The organism is Parasediminibacterium schistidii (genome assembly GCF_046546515.1).
Classification (GTDB): Bacteria; Bacteroidota; Bacteroidia; order Chitinophagales; family Chitinophagaceae; genus Parasediminibacterium.
The window spans coordinates 64,270-82,501 of record NZ_JBKHKJ010000017.1 but is presented as its reverse complement, the minus strand read 5'-3'; the positions used below and the strand labels follow the sequence as shown (position 1 = coordinate 82,501).

Genomic DNA, 18,232 nt, shown 5'->3' with positions numbered 1-18,232 from the left:
ATCTGTTTACAGATGAGCCTTTTTCAATATTAAACTAAGTTCCTTATTCAAATTTCAAATCTAAGCCTAATCCCCTTAGTTCATGAACCAATACATTGAATGATTCTGGGATACCTGGTTTAGGGATGTTTTCGCCCTTCACAATGGCTTCGTAGGTTTTTGCACGGCCAATGATGTCATCCGATTTCAATGTCAGCAATTCCTGCAAGATGTTGGATGCACCATAAGCTTCCAGTGCCCAAACCTCCATCTCACCAAAACGCTGTCCACCAAACTGTGCTTTACCACCCAGCGGTTGCTGCGTAATCAAGCTGTATGGCCCGATTGAACGTGCGTGCATCTTATCATCCACCATGTGGTGTAGTTTAATCATATAGATTACACCTACAGTAGCTTTTTGGTCAAAACGTGAACCTGTTTCACCATCATACAAGTATGTGTGTCCATTCCTAGGGATACCTGCTTGCTTGCACAAATCTTCAATTTGCGTAGTGCTGGCACCATCGAAAATTGGGGTAGCGAATTTAAGGCCTAGTTTCAAGCCTGTCCAGCCCAAAATGGTTTCATAAATCTGCCCAAGGTTCATCCGGCTTGGTACGCCCAATGGGTTCAGTACAATGTCAACCGGTGTACCGTCTTCCATGAATGGCATGTCTTCTGCGCGAACAATTTTGGCCACAATACCTTTATTACCATGGCGACCCGCCATTTTATCACCCACTTTCAACTTACGTTTTACAGCGATGTAAACTTTGGCCAATTTCAACACACCTGCTGGCAATTCATCACCAATAGAGATATTGAATTTTTCACGCTTGTACCTGCCCAACTCCTCATTGAACTTAATGGTATAGTTGTGCAACAAAGTATTGATGTAATGATCTGTTTCTGCTTCGCCAGTCCAATTTAATGGGTTAACGTTTGCAAACTCAATTGAAGAAATATTCTTTTGATTGAATTTAGCGCCTTTGCCTATCAATACTTCACCAAAGTTGTTGGTAACGCCTTGGGATGTTTTGTCTTTTAGCAATGTTTGCAGTTTGCTCAACAGGTTTTCCCTTATCTCATCAACCAATACATGGTGTGCTTTTTCTACTTTTTCCAACTGTGCTTTTTCCTTAACCTTCGTATTCTTGTCTTTCTTTGCACGTTGGAAAAGCTTTTTATCTATCACCACACCTTCAGTACCGTTTGGTGCTTTTAAAGAAGCATCTTTTGCATCGCCCGCTTTGTCGCCAAAGATGGCACGCAATAGTTTTTCTTCGGGTGTAGGGTCGCTTTCGCCTTTTGGCGTGATTTTACCAATCAGTATGTCGCCTTCTTTAATAGTTGCGCCAATCCTGATGATACCATGCTCATCCAAATCTTTAGTAGCTTCTTCGCTGATATTGGGTATATCAGGCGTTAACTCCTCTTCACCTAATTTGGTATCGCGAACTTCCAGTTCATATTCATCAATGTGAACGGAAGTAAACATATCTTCCCTTGCAACCCTTTCATTGATTACAATGGCATCCTCAAAGTTGTAACCCTTCCAAGGCATGAACGCAACTACTAGGTTCCTTCCCAAAGCAAGTTCGCCATCTTTTGTAGCGTAACCTTCAGTGAGGAAATCGCCTTTTACCAATTTTTGTCCTTTTTTTACAGCAGGACGTAAATTGATACAAGTAGCTTGGTTTGTTTTAATGAATTTAGTTAATTTATAAACAACCAAATCTTCGTCGAAAGAAACCAAACGGTCTAAATCGTTCCTGTCGTATCGAACGTGTATTTCGTTTGCATCTACAAACTCCACAACACCTGTACCTTCTGCATGTATCTGGATACGTGCATCACGGGCAGCTTTACCTTCCAAACCAGTGCCAACAATAGGTACTTCCATACGCACCAACGGCACAGCCTGGCGTTGCATGTTCGAACCCATCAAGGCACGGTTGGCATCATCATGCTCTAAGAAAGGAATAAGGGAGGCACTCAAACCAACAATCTGGTTAGGCGCAACATCCATATATTCAACCTCGTTCTTGTCTAATATTGGGAAGTCACCAGTATCCCTGGAAACTACTTTATCTTCAAGGAAGTTGCCGTCATCATCAATAGGAGAGTTTGACTGCGCTACTTTTACGTTTTCTTCTGCTTCTGCACTTAAGTACAACAATTGGGTAGTATCTACCTTGGCGTTTTCTACTTTACGGTATGGGGTTTCGATGAAGCCCATATCGTTAATTTTTGCGTGTACGCAAAGAGTAGAAATCAAACCAATGTTTGGTCCTTCTGGTGTTTCAATGGTACACAAACGGCCGTAGTGGCTATAGTGTACGTCACGCACCTCAAAACCTGCCCTTTCCCTACTCAAACCACCTGGCCCTAGCGCTGAAATACGACGTTTGTGCGTAATTTCTGACAACGGGTTTGTTTGATCTAAGAACTGGGACAACTGAGAAGTACCGAAGAATGAATTGATTACAGAGCTAAGTGTACGTGCATTGATCAAATCTACCGGGGTAAATACCTCATTGTCACGAACGTTCATACGCTCACGGATGGTACGAGCCATACGGGCCAAACCAACGCCAAACTGTGCATACAATTGCTCGCCCACAGTCCTTACACGACGGTTGCTCAAGTGATCAATATCATCAATTTCAGCCTTGGCATTCGTTAAACGAACCAGGTATTTTACAATTTCAATGATATCTTGTTTGGTCAATACTTTTTTAGTTAAAGCATAGTCCAAACCTAGTTTACCATTTATTTTATAACGGCCTACTTCGCCCAAGTCGTAACGCTTGTCGCTGAAGAATAATTTATCAATAATACCACGTGCAGTTTCGTTATCTGGGGCATCAGCACCACGCAATTGGCGATAGATGTGCTGAACCGCCTCCAACTCACTGTTCGAAGTATCTTTATTTAATGTATTGTAGATAATGGCATAATCTCCACCCACATCTTCCCTTTGAAGGAATATGCTTTTTATTTCCATTTCTATAATAGTGTCAACACCATCTATATCCAGGATGCTGTCACGTTCCATTACAATTTCATTCCTTTCAATAGAAACTACCTCGCCTGTATCTTCATCAACGAAATCTTCTACCCATGTGCGGAGTACACGCGCAGCCAGTTTCCTACCTACATGTTTTTCCAGTTCTGCTTTGCTTGCAGGAACTTCATCGGCCATACCAAACAAAGCCAAAATGTCTTTGTCTGTTTCAAAACCAATAGAACGCAAAAGGGTGGTAACCGGGAATTTCTTCTTACGGTCAATGTAGGCGTACATTACATTGTTAATGTCTGTGGCAAACTCCATCCAGGCACCTTTGAAAGGGATAACCCTTGCAGAGTAAATTTTAGTGCCGTTCGGGTGGGTAGATTGGCCAAAGAACACACCCGGTGAACGGTGCAATTGGGATACTACTACACGCTCAGCACCATTTACCACAAATGTGCCACGAGGTGTCATGTAAGGGATGTTGCCTAGAAATACATCCTGTACAATAGTCTGGAAATCCACGTGTTCCTCATCGTTACAGCTCAAACGCAGCTTGGCTTTTAAAGGCACAGCGTAAGTAAGGCCACGTTCCATACACTCGTCTATTGAATACCGTGGGGGATCAATAAAGTAGTCCAAGAACTCCAATACAAAGATGTTCCTTGTGTCGGTAATGGGGAAGTTGTCTTTAAACACACGGAACAACCCTTCATTGTTACGCTTGTCTGGCGTAGTTTCCAACTGGAAAAATTCCCTGAAAGACTGTAACTGGATGTCTAATAAATCGGGAGTCTCGGCCAAATGCTTAGTTTTGCCAAAATTCACCCTGTTGTTCACAATAGTTGTTGACATATTATTTTATAAACCGGTTTTTTTGTGAAAATAAACCACCATTTATCAAGTGTTAACAGCCTGTAAAAGCCTTGCAATCAATAGATTATAAGCCTGTTTGCACAGGAAAACAACCCCTAAAATGCTAATTAGCCCAAAATAAAGGATGGCAAAGGTAAGGTTTGGTAGGAAATTTTGGCAATAAATTTTTATCTTAACATTTTTATCTCCCAAATTCAAAAAAAATCCGTACTACAACCTTCATTTTCTTTTTAAAAAGAAGCGTTTATAAGTAGGGTAACTAGAAAAACAGATGTTTCAGCCAACCATTTTAATGTGCATAAGTTTTGCAATCTCATGGCATAAAATAAAAATGAAAGCTGTTTTTATAAATCCTCCTATATTTGCCGCCCTTAACCCCATGGCGAGGTAGCTCAGTTGGTTAGAGCATCGGATTCATAACCCGAAGGTCGGGAGTTCAAATCTCCTCCTCGCTACATTAGTTTCGTCTTGCAACTTAAAGCCAAGAACTTGCATTTGGCCAAATACCCTGCCATTGAAATGCCTTACTTCCCCCCCCAATTTTACGGAAAATTGGTTTACTTCCCAAGTAAAATTTGACCATTGTTTTATTTGACCATTGCTTTATTTGACCATTGCTTTAATTGATGGATTTACATATTACCGCAAATAGGCGGTGTTTTAGAGATTTAATCGCCGCAATTGTTTATGCTTTACTCTTTTATTACTGCATATAGAACCCCTCAAACAATATGATTGAAATGGGTGCATACAAGATTTTTCGGATGGTATGTGACAAATAATGTGTCTTTTTGTAGAAATAAAAAATGGCTATCATACGGGCATTCAAAATATTTTCAAACCTTAATAGGTTGGTTTACAAAATTTGCCAAACAATTTTATCTAATGCTCATCAATACCTATCAAACAACAGTACCAGAAGCTGGGTGCGATGAAGCTGGCAGGGGATGCTATGCAGGGCCGGTGTTTGCGGCGGCGGTTATTTTACCAGTTGATTTCTACCACCCTTTGCTAAACGACAGCAAGCAAGTAAAGGAAAAAGACAGGGATCAATTGCGAGCATATATAGAAGCTAATGCTATGTGCTATGCCGTCGCTATGGTAAGCAATGAAGAAATAGACCGTATCAATATCCTGAAAGCCTCTTTTAAAGCCATGCACCTGGCAATTGCGCAGCTAACCATTACCCCAGGCTTGCTGCTGATAGATGGCAACCGTTTTACACCCTACCCTTTTATCCAGCATACCTGCATAGTGCAGGGCGATGGCAAATATGCCAACATTGCCGCAGCAAGCATACTTGCCAAGACCTACCGGGATGCGTATATGAAAACCCTGCACGAAAGCTACCCATTGTACGGCTGGGAAAAAAATAAAGGCTATGGAACGCAGGTGCATAGGGATGCAATAGCAGCACATGGGTCAACGCCTTATCATAGGATGAGTTTTAATATTTTGGGAAAGAGGGAGTAAGTATTTTTTCGCCACTAAGGCACAAAAACTCAAAGGGGCACAAAGGGGATAAAGAAGAAAAAGGGTTTGGTGATTTTGTAGTTTAGTGGCTACATTCTATTGCAAAACAGGTGGCGGCAATTGCCTGCATTGCCGAAGGCGGTATATTTTAAAGTACCGCACCATTTTGCCCCCTCGAATTTGATTGATAATGGTAGGCGGCTCTATGGTAGTAAAATACTTGCTGTATGTTTCCGCCACTTTCAAAGGGGCATTGGAAGGCACGATGCAATACGCATCATCGCCCAGTTGCAAGGGCTTAAATGTTTCGTTCAGCCAGGCAAATTTGTGTATCTCGGTTAGTTTACCAATGCCCAGCAATGGCTGCCCGGTAACCCTTGCAACATAAAACAGCTCATGCCCTGCTGGGAACCAGTTGGCTGCAACAATAGGAGCATCTTTTTTCATTGTGCCCGTGGCAATATCCTTTTTTACTAGCGTATTAAATGCTTCCCCAAAATCTTCCCAGCCACTAATGTCTAGCGTAGGGCAGTATTCGCCATAGTCATCCAAATGCTTGCTGCCCACATTAAAAGGGGCAAACCTTGCCAATGCAATGCCGCCTATCAATACGAACAACACAATGCCCCCAGCTATCTTAATAAACAATGGGTAAACGGTATTGCTTTTTGCTGCTAAAAAAGCTGCTGCTATAAAGTAAAGCGGTATATAACCCGGCCCACTCCAGTGGGGCAAGGAGGCATTGAACAAAGCGATGCCCCAAAAAAATAAAATCATGGGCAAGCCCATGCACAATAGCCAAGCATTGATGGGTTTTGGAAAGATGGTTTTGTTGCGGATGAAATAAATGACAGCTACTATGATGAGTATGTACACAACTGGGTTCTGGTAGGCCAGCTCGCCAATTATTTCTTGCAATAGGTTGTCCCACTCTGCCACGGTATGTTCCACCCTTTCTGAATGGAACTTATAAGTAATAAAATCGTTCTGCACATTCCAATATACGATTGGTATAACGCAAAGCAATGTAACAGCTACACCCAAGTATAACCGCCAATTGAGCAGCCATTTTATTCGCTGCAACAGAATAAACAAGCCAAAACCTACCCACAAGTACAGGCCGTGTACCTTGCACAAGCAGGCTAGGCCAATGGTTAAACCCAAGCCCAGCCAATAAGAAAGTTGCTTGTCTTTTTGCAATACAATAATCTGTGCCATGAGGTATAATGCACCTGTCCAAAATGGCATTTGCGGGCTATCGGGCAGAATAAACATACCTGCTATAAAGCCGCTATAAACCGAGCAGTTATAAACTAAGGCAGTATACCACGCTGTTTTTTCGTTGGCTATCAACTTTCCAGTTTGGAAAATGAAATAAGTGCTGATGCCGCAACCTATGATGGCACCCAATCGGAGGGACAACCCCGAAGCCCAATGCAGGTTCAGCGAAGTAAGCCTGATGAGCAAGCCCACCATTGGCGGATGGTCGAAATGGTTATAGTCGGGTTGAAGGGCATAAGTCCAGTAATAGACTTCGTCATTGCCCAGTTCTACCAAGCATGCCACGATTATTTTTATAGCTGCCGCAATGATTGTGAGGAGGAGAAGATGCTTTTTGTAATTTTTTTCCATTGCTGTTGAATAACCACAAAGTACACAAAGATTTTTCGCAAAGGAACACAAAGAAAAAGAAGGTTAACCACCAGGGCACACAAGGATTTAGAATAAATTTATTTTACTTAAAAATGCCAGCCAATGCGTTGATTAAATCTGTGCCACGCAAATCTTTGGCAATTATTTTACCAGTGGGATCAAGCAGGAAATTGGCAGGGATAGATTGTACGCCATAAGTATTTGCGGTGCTGCTTTTCCAGCCTTGGAGGTCGCTTAGCTGGTTCCATGCAAGGTGATCCGTGGCTATGGCTTGCTGCCAGGCGGCTTTATCTTCATCTAGGCTAATGCCTACGATGGTAAAATTTTTATCTTTGAACTGGCTATATGCTTTCACCACATTGGGGTTTTCCTGGCGGCAGGGCCCGCACCAGCTTGCCCAAAAATCGAGCAATACATATTTGCCTTTGAAAGATGCCAATGATACAGGCTGACCGTTTATATTATTTGAAGTAAAAGATGGAGCCAAGGTGCCTACTGCTGTTGACTTTAAAGCATCAAGTATTTGCTTTAATTTTTTGCCATAATAGGATTGTTGTATGCTTGCATCTAAGCTATTGTAAGCCGTTTCTGTATTTTGCAACTTAGAATCGTAGCTATTTAGCTGATAGGCAAAAAAGGCCGACACATAACTTTTCGGGTTGTTTTTTATATTTTGAGTTATGGCTTGCTTTTCTTCACTGTCTAGCGACATGCCTGTTGTTTGCAGCGATTGAATAGCTGCTGTATCGTGTGCTTCATATCGCTTTTTAATGCTGTCTTCCAGCAGTTTCATCTTGCCAGTATAAGTTTTGGTAATGCCCATGATGGCCGATAGTTCTTTATTACTATTGCCCCCGTTTACCATTGCATTGTTTAGGTCTGATTTTTTGCCTGTAATATCAATGTTGCCCGGCTCTAGGAAAAGGGTAATAGCTTGCTGGCTTTCCTGCACAGAAGCGGGGAAATAAATATTGGCAAGCGTAGGCTCGGCAATGGTATTTTTAAAGGTAAAGCTACCGTCTTTTGCCAAGTAAGCCGTATCTGGCTTTGCCTCGGGTATGGTTTGCCTGCAAACAATCATTTCACCGCTTGCGGCACTATCTATTTTGCCACTAATGGTATAAGACCCACTTGTAGTTTTTTGCTTGCACGAAACTGCAAAGGCGATATATAATAAAGCAATAACAAACTTTCTCATTGATGTGTGATTTGTAAAATTGAAATTGCCACAAAGGTGCAAAGAATCAAAGTGGCACGAAGTAATATTCCTAAAATGATTATTTAATCACAAAGAACACAAAGATTTTGCACAAAGAAACACAAAGAGCGGAGTAACCCCCCGGCCGATGGCCACCCTCTGATAGGGGAATTGAGAAGCGTTTCACTTGCCCCCCAAACCCCTAAAGTGGCAAAAATTAAGGGCAAAGAAAACATAAAGAACAGTGTGAACAAGCAGATAAAATGAAAAAAATCTTATTCGGCAATAGGAATGTTATTTTGAACACAGTTTTTGCAGTTGAAATCTAATGGAAAATCTGGGTTGAAAGTATTACAAAGCGCAGGTTTGAAATGGATTTTTTTTCTTTTTTTTCCGCAATTTATTTTTTTTCGATCCTATCTTTTTATATTTAACTCGTTGATATTCAACTTTTTATGTTTTTTTAAGCTTTATTTTTTATGATAATTTAAGTGAATTTTATGATAATTTATTCATAATGGAATGATAGTTTTATTATAGGAAACTGATAATTTATTGATAATACACTTATAAGATTTTGATAGTGGATTATCATTTTCCTAAGCCAACTAACATCTGATGCGAGAGGCAATCCAAAGATGCCCTAGTTGCTACTTTAACTTGGATTTTATACAAAATTCGCATGCATATGTATATAGCCCAAAATAAAAATCCTATATGGGGGGAATATGCCCCCATGAGTATCCAAAATTTCCCCCATATAGGATGCTTGTTGAGCAGCAAACAGTAGGGCATTTACCCATGTAAGTAAAATTATATATTTTATACTTTTACCAAATAGAAAACAACAAAAAAGAAATTTTGAAATGCACCCTTTTGATTGCCGGAAGTATTATTCAAGCATCTCTTTTTCCATCACACCACTGTTTTTTTTCGGAGATAAAATCTATGCTGCTTGTGCCTCTGTGGTGAAAAATACAACCTATTGGTTTGTCGCCATCTTCTCTGCATTTTCTGCCAATTGCAATGCCTCAATAAACTCTTCTATATCGCCATTTATTACCGCATCTAGGTTATATGAGGTAAGGTTGATACGGTGGTCGGTTACACGGCCTTGGGGCCAGTTGTAGGTGCGTATCTTAGCACTCCTGTCACCGGTGCTTACCAATGTTTTCCGCCGCTTGGCTATTTCGTCCTCGTGCTTGCGTACTTGCTCTTCATATAGCTTTGTACGCAGCATGGTCATGGCTTTTTCACGGTTGCCTAGCTGGCTGCGTTCTGTTTGGCAAATAATTACCACGCCAGTAGGTATGTGGGTAAGCATTACCTTGGTTTCTACCTTGTTTACGTTTTGCCCACCAGCACCGCCGCTTCGTGAAGTTTCCATTTTTACATCGGCAGGATTCAGTTCAAAATCCACTTCTTCTGCCTCGGGCATTACGGCCACAGTGGCGGCAGAAGTATGTACCCTGCCTTGCGTTTCTGTATTGGGCACACGCTGCACACGGTGCACGCCGCTTTCAAATTTCAGCGTGCCATATACGTCTTCCCCTGTTACCTCAACCAATACCTCTTTGTAGCCACCCACCGTGCCTTCGCTTTCGCTGGCAATGCTGGTTTTCCAGCCTTTCTTGCTGCAATAGCGCAGGTACATGCCCAATAGGTCTCCAGCAAACAAACTAGCTTCGTCACCACCGGTTCCTGCCCTTATTTCTAGGATGGCGTTTTTGTCATCTTGTGGGTCTTTGGGTATCAGCAGCTTGGTCAACTCTTTTTCCAAGTCTTCTTTTTGTGTTTCCAGATCTGGTATTTCCATTTTGGCCAGTTCCTTCATTTCCTCGTCCCCACTGCCAAGGCTATCTTTCAGGTATTCATAGTCGGCCATTACCTTTCGGTACTGCTCGTAAGGGTCAACAATCTTTTGCAAAGCCTTGTATTCCTTGCTCAGCTTGCCAAATTCCTTTTGGTTATTGATTATTTCAGGGTTGGTGAGGGCTACGCCCACTTGTTCAAACCTTGCTTTTATTGCATCTAATTTATCCAGCATGAATTGTGATCTATATTAAAATGAAAATGCTAACCTTTATAGGGTTTTGAACCCTATAAAGGTTTTGTAGCGGGCAGCCGCAAGGGCTGCCACTACAGTTTCTCGTACAAGGCCCTCAACTTTTCCCTTGTCATTATTTCCTGCCAGTTTTTGCCCAGTGCATTTTCCCATAAGGGTTTCATGCCCATGCTTACGTTTATCATGGTTTCGAACTGTGCATCTGTAAGGCCACTACAAATACCTTCGGGTATGTAAATATTGTTGTCAGCCACCATTTTTTTAAACTCGGCCACGCCAGCAGGGTAGTATTCCTCTATATGGTTCATCACTATGCAGTTGCCTATGCCGTGCTTGGTGCCTAGCAAGTAGCTTAGCCCATAGCTAACCGCGTGTGCCACGCCCACTTGGCTATAAGCAATGCTCATGCCGCCTGCGTAAGAAGCCATCATCAGCTTGTCATCATTACTATCCGTCCATTCTTTTTGCCCTAGGAATATTTCACGGCAAAGCTGCAATGCCTTGTCGCCATAGCTTTTGCTAAACTCGTTCAAGTAAGTGCCTTCTAGGCTTTCTATGCAGTGGATATAGCAGTCCATTCCTGTATAAAACCTTTGGTTTACTGGGGCATCCTTGGTTAATTCTGGGTCTAGCACTATTTGGTCAAACGGGGTAAAGTCGCTGTTCATGCCTAGTTTGCGCTCAGGACCTGTTAATACGGTAGTCCTAGAAACTTCTGCACCTGTGCCGCTAAGCGTAGGTATGCCTGCTTTGTACACGCCTGCTACCTTCACCAAGTCCCACCCTTGGTAGTCTGCACTAGAACCTGGGTTTGTCATCATCAGGCTTACTGCTTTGGCCAAATCCATTGTACTGCCTCCGCCGATGCCGATGATGCCGCTTACTGTGCCAAATTCAGCTTTCAAGCCTGCTGCTAGCGCATCTACCTGTTTGGTTTTAGGTTCGTGCGTTACGTCAACATAAATTATTTTATCCTTGCCACGCAAAGGCACACGGTTGGGCAATGCCTTGCCTTCGAAAAAATAATCTACCAAGAAAATCATAGGGGCTTCGCCCTTGCGTTGAGGTTCTAATATACTGTCTAACTGGTTAAAGCTACCCCTGCCATACACTACATAGCTAACCATCTTAAAATTGCGGAACTGCATCTCTGTATTTCTATTTTGCCAATGAACCTGCAAATGTGAGAAATAAAAGGAATAAGGGAAGGAAAAACTTTTATCTTAACTAATGCAAATGGCTTAACCACAGAGGAACGCAGAGCTTTTCACGCAAAGAAGGCGCAAAGGGGATGTAGGCGGAAGATAAAACGCTACGCAAACCCCAACCCATAAAGGAGCAAAAAATAGGGGGTAATAAAACGGTGATTATTGCTTATTGCTTGGGTAGTAACACCCTCCTTTTAATCCATCTAATCCCATTAAATCATGGTTTAGACATTATTGCAGCAATTGCTTTTGAAACAAACGTGTGTTCAAAACCTTTTTGCAGCAAATAAGCGGTTGTTTTTCCCTGCCGGGCAATGTAATGTTCCCCTTTTAGGCTTTCCCATTTTTTTGTGGCCAGTTGTTGCAATGTAGGTATATATTCTTCCTCATCAATGGCTTTTAAGGCCAAGATAATGCAAAAATTGCTTACTCCTTTTTGCTGCAATTCATACTTTATTTTAACCCTGCCCCAGTGTTTTATCCTAAACCTGCCACCTGCAAAAGCAATGGCAAACCTTTCTTCATTTAAAAAACCTTCTTCTATCAGTTGGCTAAGTAAAATTTCAACATCTTTTTTATACAACCCATAGCTATACAGCTTTCTAGCCACTTCCCTGTGCCCCCTTTCTTGGTAAGCACAAAAGGCTTTTATTTTTTGGAATGCCTTTTCTGGCGTTAATGATTGTTTCAAAGGTATTTTTCTTGCTGCTTTACAAATTTGAAATCACTCAGTTAATGAGTGATGTTTCCGAAATAACTTTACTCATTTTGTGAGGTTTTTCCTACAAAACCTCTCAGATAGGCTGTTCAGAATAGGCATTAAAGACTTCATAAAGTTTTAAGCGGAGGTTTAACCACAAAGCACACAAAGTTTTTCGCAAAGAAACACAAAGAAAGCTTGCCTTTAAGGTAAAACGTTTCACTTAAAGAACACAAAGAAAGGTTCAACGGTACTATTAAACAGTAAATATTATCATGCGTATTAGTAGCTTAAAATTGCACTAAAGCCCCTATGATTCTGAACATCCTGCCTGTTAGTTTTTTAAAAACCTAACAGGTCTAAATTGGGAAAATTATTTTGACAACTTTACTGACGAAAGTTTTAATTCAATTATACTATATGATTTACTGCTAACAGTCTTAAATATGCACCCCTATACAAAAGTTTTATGCTTCAAGCACTATGCAAGTGGGGCAATATTGATAATTTAGATAATTTACAGTAGGTTTGTCGCTAATATAAATTTTTTGTTGAAATGAAGTTCATCGTATCATCATCTTCTTTGCTAAAGCACCTGCAACAAATCAGTGGTGTAATCAATGCTAATACCGTGCTGCCCATACTTGAGGATTTCTTGTTTGAAATAGAAGGCAAGAAACTAAATATTGTTGCTACCGATTTAGAAACCGTAATGCGGGTGCAAATGGACGTGGAAAGCAAGGAAGACGGCAAGGTATGCATACCTGCAAAAATATTGATTGATTCCCTTAAAAATATCGCTGACCAGCCTTTGACTTTCAGCATCGACAAAAACTTTGCCGTGGAAATTACCAGCGACAATGGCAAATACAAATTGCCAGGCGAAAACCCCGACAATTTCCCCAAGGAGCCGGCCAATGACGATACCACTGCCTTCCCAATGAGCAGCGGAGCTTTGATAACAGCGATAAATAAAACGCTGTTTGCAGTTAGCACCGATGACCTTAGGCCAGCCATGACAGGCGTTTATTTTGAATTGTCGGAAGACTTTGTGCAATTTGTAGCAACAGATGCCCACCGTTTGGTCCGCTATAAAAGGACGGATACGCAAGCTACTAAAACAGATAGCTTTATTGTGCCTAAAAAGCCTTTGAACCTGCTGCGCAATGCCTTGCCAGACAATGACGATGAAATAATAGTAAGCTATAACAGCAACCATTTGTTTGTAACCCACGGCGACATACAAATGATTTGCCGCTTGATAGATGCCCGTTTCCCTGATTATAAAGTAGTAATACCAGCAGATAATCCTTATAAACTGGTTGTTACCAAGGCCGATTTTCAAAATGCGCTCCGCAGGGTAAGTATTTTTAGCAATAAAAGCACCAACCAGGTAGCACTAAGCATCAACGGCAGCGAACTAGGCATGGCTGCCCAAGATATAGATTTTAACTTTGAGGGCAACGAACGCATGAGCTGCCAATACGATGGCGAAGACCTGCAAATAGCTTTCAATGCCAAATTCTTAATAGAAATGCTGAACGCTGCCGATACCACTGAGGTAAGGCTAGAGCTTTCCACGTCAACAAAAGCAGGGTTGATAAAACCTAGCGAGCAAGCAGAAGGCGAAGACCTGTTGATGCTGGTGATGCCATTGATGCTGAATAATTAATAGCAATATAAACTTTTTGAATACAACCCGGTTTATCATAACCGGGTTTTTTATTTTATACCCTTTATAGGGCTTTGAACCCAATAAAGGTTTAAGAATTTGGCACTATTTTTACCAACTGAACTGTCAATTATCAATTATTAATTATCAATTAATTACATGGCTTCATTTATTGTAAACGGGGGAAACAAATTAAAAGGGGAAATTGTGCCGCAAGGCGCTAAAAACGAGGCGCTCCAAATAATCAGTGCAGTGCTGCTAACGGCAGAGCCTGTTACCATCCACAATATACCAGACATTGTGGATGTAAACTTGCTGATAGAACTGTTGGAAGGCATGGGCGTAAAAACATACAGGGCAAACAGGCATACTTGCACTTTCACTGCAGACGAGGTTGACACAGATTATTTTACATCCGATGCTTTCCGAAGCAAGGGCGGCAAGCTAAGGGGGTCTGTTTTGTTGGCAGGGCCCATGCTGGCTAGGTTTAAAAAAGCATATATACCCAAGCCGGGCGGCGATAAAATTGGCCGCAGGAGGTTAGACACGCATATTATAGGATTTGAAAAACTAGGCGCAACATTTACTTATAATGACGACCTGCATTTTTTTCAACTTTCTGCCCCGCAATTGCATGGGGCTTATATGCTGCTGGACGAGCCTTCTGTAACAGGCACGGCAAACATAGTGATGGCGGCCGTACTGGCCGAAGGAACTACCACTATTTACAATGCGGCCTGCGAGCCATACTTGCAACAGCTTTGCCACATGCTGGTGCGGATGGGTGCTAGGATAAGTGGGATAGGCAGTAACATGCTGGTAATAGAGGGCGTTTACAAGCTGTCTGGCACCACGCACACCATGCTGCCAGACATGATAGAAGTGGGCAGTTTTATTGGCCTTGCCGCCATGACGCAGAGCGAAATAACCATTAAAGGGGCGGGCATACAGCACTTAGGAATGATACCTGACAAGTTTGCCCAAATGGGCATCCAATTCCAAATAAAGGGAGACGATATTTATGTGCCTGCACAAGACAGTTACGAGGTAACTACTTACCTAGATGGCGGTATACTTACCATTTATGACCATCCATGGCCTGGCTTCACGCCAGATTTAATCAGCATCATGCTGGTAGTAGCTACGCAGGCAAAGGGCAGCGTGCTGATACACCAAAAAATGTTTGAGAGCAGGTTGTTTTTTGTAGATAAACTGATAGACATGGGCGCACAGATTATCCTGTGCGATCCGCACCGTGCTACCGTTATAGGGTTGGGCAGGAGCCACTCGCTAAGGGGCATTACGATGAGCAGCCCGGACATCAGGGCAGGGCAGGCATTGCTGATTGCTGCATTGAGTGCAGAAGGCAAAAGCACTATCCAAAATATTGACCAGATAGATCGTGGCTATCAAAATATCGACACAAGGTTGAGGGAATTAGGGGCAGATATTGTGCGGAAATAAATGTTTTTTTGCTTTTTTCGCCACATAGGCTCGAAGGCTCAAAGTGGCACAAAGAAAAAAGAAGAAGAAATATTTTAAATCTGTGCTATTTTACAAATAAAAAGAGGCTGCCCTTTTGTGGCAGCCTCTTTTTATTTAGATAAACTATCTATCTATTAATAGAATTTGCTCCTGTAGTCTTTTATTACGGCAGCTTTGCGGAGGGCTTCGCCACTGCGGTAGAAAGCAGAGCGTTGGCTTTGCACCAAGCTTTGCTTAACAGCTTCTAAATCGGTAGTGCTAGATTTTGCACCTATGTTTTCTACACGGATAACATATACGCCAGATGCACCTGCTATTGGCGTGCTAACAATACCTTTTAATGATTTGTTGAAAGCTGCACCTACCACTTTTGGTTCCATGCCTGCACCGGGTATGAATGAATTGCTAAACAACAAACTGTCTGCTTTTAAAACCGCAGAGCCTGTACTTTTTGAAAGTGCTTCTAGCGTAGTGGCCGTGAACTTGCTTTCTATTATTTGTTTTGCTTTTTTCTGGTTGCGCACAATGGCTTCTACTTGTGGGCGCAGTACAGATGCTGGCGGCAAACCTGGCTTGCTAACTGTGCTAACAATAGCCACTACATATTTATCGCCTACTTCAAACGGCTCAGAAATATCGCCTGCGCTGTGTTCGTACACCCATTTTACCAAAGTGCGTGATTGGCCTAAGCCGCCTACGTTGGCATCGTTTTCTTTTATTTCGCCAGAAGGTATTGCTGTTTTATTCAGTTTTTTAGCATTGTCGTCAAATTGCTCTTTCGATTTGCTGGTTGCAGAAAACTGTGCTGCTGCCGTGCTGGCCGCTGAAACTGTTTCAGGACTGGCAAGAACTGGCTTAGCCAAAAATGCTACTTGGTAAGCAGTTTGCGGATTTTTTTGCCCCAATACTTCTATATAGTGGTAGCCGAAATCGGTTTTTACAACGCCTTTGCTGCCAACAGGCTTGTCGAAAGCAAACTCGTTGAAAGGAGGTACCATTTGCCCTTGAGGGAAAAAGTCGTACACCCCGCCTTTGTTTTTACTGCCCGGATCGTCGGAATATTTTAAACAAAGCTGCTCGAAATTGGCACCCCCTTTTATGGCAGTTTCTATACTATCTGCTTGTTTCTTGGCAATAGTGTCTTCTTTTACCTGTTGACCGCTGCGGCCATCGGTGGTGGCAATTAAAATGTGGCGGACTTTTGCGCTATCAGGCCATTGTTTTGTACCCATTACTTTTGCAATTACTACATTGTTTCCTTCGTAGTAAGGACCAAATGTTTGGCCTGCTCCTAGCTTAACAAGCGTGTCTTTTTTAGAAGATTCTAATTTAGCTTTAGAAAAATAGCTTTCTTTAAAAGGTATTTCTGTACCTACTTTACCTAAGTAAGCTTTTGCATCTGTTGCTGCGGCAAAATCATTTTTCAAAGCCAGAACTTGGTTGGTCGTGTTAGTACTATCGGAACCATTAGGTGTGGCATCAAATGCTATATAGTTGATGCTACGGGTTTCATCGTCTTTGTCAAATTCTTTGTGGTGCTTTTTGGCATAATCCAAAATATCATCATCAGATACTTTAACTGTAGAGTCAACGATACTGCCATAAGGCACAGACACATAAGATATAGAAGCAACAGCGTTGTTGTCTGCTTGTGTTTTTTCTACCAGCCATTTTGGAGTGTACACTGCTTTTTGCAACAGATCATTGTACTTGCTGCGCAATTTTTGCTGGATAGCTGGCTTTAGGTAAGCCTCGTTTATCATTTCAATTTGCTCGGCATTTTTGCTTTTTTTAATTTGTGCAATAATCTGCTTTGCTTTTTCCACGTTGAACTGGCCAGTAGCTTCGTCTGTAAACTCCCTTTTCAAAGGGGATGTTTGCGGGTTGAACAATATCTCGCTCAATTCATTGTTGCCAACTGTCAAGCCAAGTTTATCGTACTCTTGCTCGTTCACAATACGGTCAACCTCTTGGTTCCATACATTGCCCACCAATTGCTCCCTAGGGCCAGCTTGCTGCCCATACATTTTTTCTGTTAGCGATAGCCTGCTTTCAAAATCGGCACGTTCTATCACTACACCATTTATTTTACCCAGCGTGGTGGTGTTGGAAAACAACCCACCTCTTGAACCACCCAATGCACGGTCTTGCAGTATAAAGGAAATTAACGCCAATGCAATAAGCCCGAACATAATCAAGGCACCTTTATCACGAATTCTTTGAATAACAGACATAATACAATATAGATTAATAAAATTTTTTAGGATGGCAAAAATAGGGGAATAAATGTGCAAAAAAATTAGCTAAGGTGTGTATTTTATAGTGGATAGCCCTTTGAAATTAAAATCGTCAAAGTTACTGGTTACTAATTGCTTTTTATTAGCAATACAAATAGAGGCTATTAGCAAATCGGTACACTTTCCCTTACCAGAAATTTGCTGCTGCATACACAATGTTTTCCCGACTATATCACTTTTGGTAGAGGCTGTTAATAACGAAAAACTATCTAGGAAATTTTTTGACCAACGCTTGTCTATTTTTTTGGCACCCGCTAGAAATTCGATGTAGGTAGGATAGGTAATATAAATTTTATCGATGTTTTGTTCTACAGCAAAATCAAATACATCTTTCCTATTTCTAAATAAGGCTATTAATACATTGGTATCTACCACTACTTTTTTTTTAGCCATACCTATAATCGTGTTTTTTTGCTATTGCAGCCGCTATTTTCAATGCTTCTAATCTTCCTGGTTCTGGTTTTGCCTTTTTAATTATTGGCTTTTTAACAATGGATGGAGTAGGAGCGGCTTTTTTTTGTATTGCAGCCATGTTTTTAAATTTTGTGTAAAAATATATTAAGGTAGCTTAAAGTTTGAAAAAAAATTTGTTAAGCATATATGCTTTATAATT

Annotated in this window: 13 protein-coding genes and 1 tRNA gene; 4 read left to right on the top strand and 10 right to left on the bottom strand. The window is 41.5% G+C overall.

What is annotated here, in order from left to right:
• Positions 1-43: 43 nt before the first annotated feature.
• On the bottom strand, positions 44-3,847 hold the full coding sequence (gene rpoB, locus ACHFIY_RS11260) for a DNA-directed RNA polymerase subunit beta (RefSeq protein WP_410846193.1): 3,804 nt from the start codon (positions 3,845-3,847) through the stop codon (positions 44-46).
• 402 nt (positions 3,848-4,249) lie between these two features.
• Between rpoB and ACHFIY_RS11255 the strand changes: the two genes are divergently transcribed.
• Positions 4,250-4,323 (top strand) — tRNA-Met (locus tag ACHFIY_RS11255).
• Here ACHFIY_RS11255 and ACHFIY_RS11250 read toward each other — a convergent pair.
• The gene (locus ACHFIY_RS11250; RefSeq protein ID WP_410846225.1) at positions 4,283-4,459 is read right to left on the bottom strand and encodes a DUF4172 domain-containing protein; all 177 of its coding nucleotides are present in this window, start codon (positions 4,457-4,459) and stop codon (positions 4,283-4,285) included. The genes ACHFIY_RS11255 and ACHFIY_RS11250 overlap by 41 nt on opposite strands.
• Before the next feature lie 294 nt (positions 4,460-4,753).
• Between ACHFIY_RS11250 and rnhB the strand changes: the two genes are divergently transcribed.
• Positions 4,754-5,341: a ribonuclease HII gene (rnhB, locus tag ACHFIY_RS11245; protein WP_410846192.1), complete on the top strand. Its 588-nt coding sequence runs from the start codon at positions 4,754-4,756 to the stop codon at positions 5,339-5,341.
• 96 nt (positions 5,342-5,437) lie between these two features.
• On the opposite strand, the gene ACHFIY_RS11240 is transcribed toward rnhB, so the two are convergent.
• From ACHFIY_RS11240 to ACHFIY_RS11220, 5 genes are all read right to left on the bottom strand, one after another.
• Positions 5,438-6,973 (bottom strand): ArnT family glycosyltransferase, encoded by a 1,536-nt coding sequence (locus tag ACHFIY_RS11240; protein ID WP_410846191.1) that lies wholly within the window; start codon positions 6,971-6,973, stop codon positions 5,438-5,440.
• A gap of 103 nt (positions 6,974-7,076) precedes the next feature.
• Positions 7,077-8,192, bottom strand: coding sequence for a redoxin domain-containing protein (locus tag ACHFIY_RS11235; RefSeq protein WP_410846190.1), 1,116 nt, complete (start codon positions 8,190-8,192; stop codon positions 7,077-7,079).
• 982 nt (positions 8,193-9,174) lie between these two features.
• Positions 9,175-10,239, bottom strand: coding sequence for a peptide chain release factor 1 (gene prfA / locus ACHFIY_RS11230; protein ID WP_410846189.1), 1,065 nt, complete (start codon positions 10,237-10,239; stop codon positions 9,175-9,177).
• A gap of 92 nt (positions 10,240-10,331) precedes the next feature.
• Positions 10,332-11,405, bottom strand: a complete 1,074-nt coding sequence (locus tag ACHFIY_RS11225; protein WP_410846188.1) for an iron-containing alcohol dehydrogenase family protein — start codon at positions 11,403-11,405, stop codon at positions 10,332-10,334.
• A 277-nt stretch (positions 11,406-11,682) separates the two neighbouring features.
• Entirely contained in the window at positions 11,683-12,156 is a 474-nt protein-coding gene (locus ACHFIY_RS11220) for a regulatory protein RecX (protein ID WP_410846187.1), read from the bottom strand.
• A gap of 565 nt (positions 12,157-12,721) precedes the next feature.
• Here ACHFIY_RS11220 and dnaN point away from each other — a divergent pair.
• Both dnaN and murA read left to right on the top strand, forming a co-directional pair.
• Positions 12,722-13,837, top strand: a complete 1,116-nt coding sequence (dnaN, locus tag ACHFIY_RS11215; RefSeq protein WP_410846186.1) for a DNA polymerase III subunit beta — start codon at positions 12,722-12,724, stop codon at positions 13,835-13,837.
• 159 nt (positions 13,838-13,996) lie between these two features.
• Positions 13,997-15,301, top strand: coding sequence for a UDP-N-acetylglucosamine 1-carboxyvinyltransferase (gene murA / locus ACHFIY_RS11210; RefSeq protein ID WP_410846185.1), 1,305 nt, complete (start codon positions 13,997-13,999; stop codon positions 15,299-15,301).
• Positions 15,302-15,456: 155 nt separating this feature from the next.
• Here murA and ACHFIY_RS11205 read toward each other — a convergent pair whose 3' ends face one another.
• The 3 genes from ACHFIY_RS11205 to ACHFIY_RS11195 all read right to left on the bottom strand — a co-directional run bounded on the left by ACHFIY_RS11205 (position 15,457) and on the right by ACHFIY_RS11195 (position 18,151).
• On the bottom strand, positions 15,457-17,556 hold the full coding sequence (locus tag ACHFIY_RS11205) for a peptidylprolyl isomerase (protein ID WP_410846184.1): 2,100 nt from the start codon (positions 17,554-17,556) through the stop codon (positions 15,457-15,459).
• A gap of 69 nt (positions 17,557-17,625) precedes the next feature.
• On the bottom strand, positions 17,626-18,012 hold the full coding sequence (locus ACHFIY_RS11200) for a type II toxin-antitoxin system VapC family toxin (protein ID WP_410846183.1): 387 nt from the start codon (positions 18,010-18,012) through the stop codon (positions 17,626-17,628).
• A complete protein-coding gene (locus ACHFIY_RS11195; RefSeq protein ID WP_410846182.1) occupies positions 18,005-18,151 on the bottom strand; it encodes a hypothetical protein in 147 nt (48 codons plus the stop codon). Before ACHFIY_RS11195 ends, ACHFIY_RS11200 begins: the two co-directional genes overlap by 8 nt.
• Positions 18,152-18,232 lie beyond the last annotated feature (81 nt).

What these genes read in the sequence shown, in the direction of transcription:
- rpoB (WP_410846193.1), bottom strand. Translation starts at nt 3,847, where the DNA reads ATGTCAACAACTATTGTGAACAACAGGGTGAATTTTGGCAAAACTAAG.
- rnhB (WP_410846192.1), top strand. Translation starts at nt 4,754, where the DNA reads ATGCTCATCAATACCTATCAAACAACAGTACCAGAAGCTGGGTGCGAT.
- ACHFIY_RS11240 (WP_410846191.1), bottom strand. Translation starts at nt 6,973, where the DNA reads ATGGAAAAAAATTACAAAAAGCATCTTCTCCTCCTCACAATCATTGCG.
- ACHFIY_RS11235 (WP_410846190.1), bottom strand. Translation starts at nt 8,192, where the DNA reads ATGAGAAAGTTTGTTATTGCTTTATTATATATCGCCTTTGCAGTTTCG.
- prfA (WP_410846189.1), bottom strand. Translation starts at nt 10,239, where the DNA reads ATGCTGGATAAATTAGATGCAATAAAAGCAAGGTTTGAACAAGTGGGC.
- ACHFIY_RS11225 (WP_410846188.1), bottom strand. Translation starts at nt 11,405, where the DNA reads ATGCAGTTCCGCAATTTTAAGATGGTTAGCTATGTAGTGTATGGCAGG.
- dnaN (WP_410846186.1), top strand. Translation starts at nt 12,722, where the DNA reads ATGAAGTTCATCGTATCATCATCTTCTTTGCTAAAGCACCTGCAACAA.
- murA (WP_410846185.1), top strand. Translation starts at nt 13,997, where the DNA reads ATGGCTTCATTTATTGTAAACGGGGGAAACAAATTAAAAGGGGAAATT.
- ACHFIY_RS11205 (WP_410846184.1), bottom strand. Translation starts at nt 17,556, where the DNA reads ATGTCTGTTATTCAAAGAATTCGTGATAAAGGTGCCTTGATTATGTTC.
- ACHFIY_RS11200 (WP_410846183.1), bottom strand. Translation starts at nt 18,012, where the DNA reads ATGGCTAAAAAAAAAGTAGTGGTAGATACCAATGTATTAATAGCCTTA.
- ACHFIY_RS11195 (WP_410846182.1), bottom strand. Translation starts at nt 18,151, where the DNA reads ATGGCTGCAATACAAAAAAAAGCCGCTCCTACTCCATCCATTGTTAAA.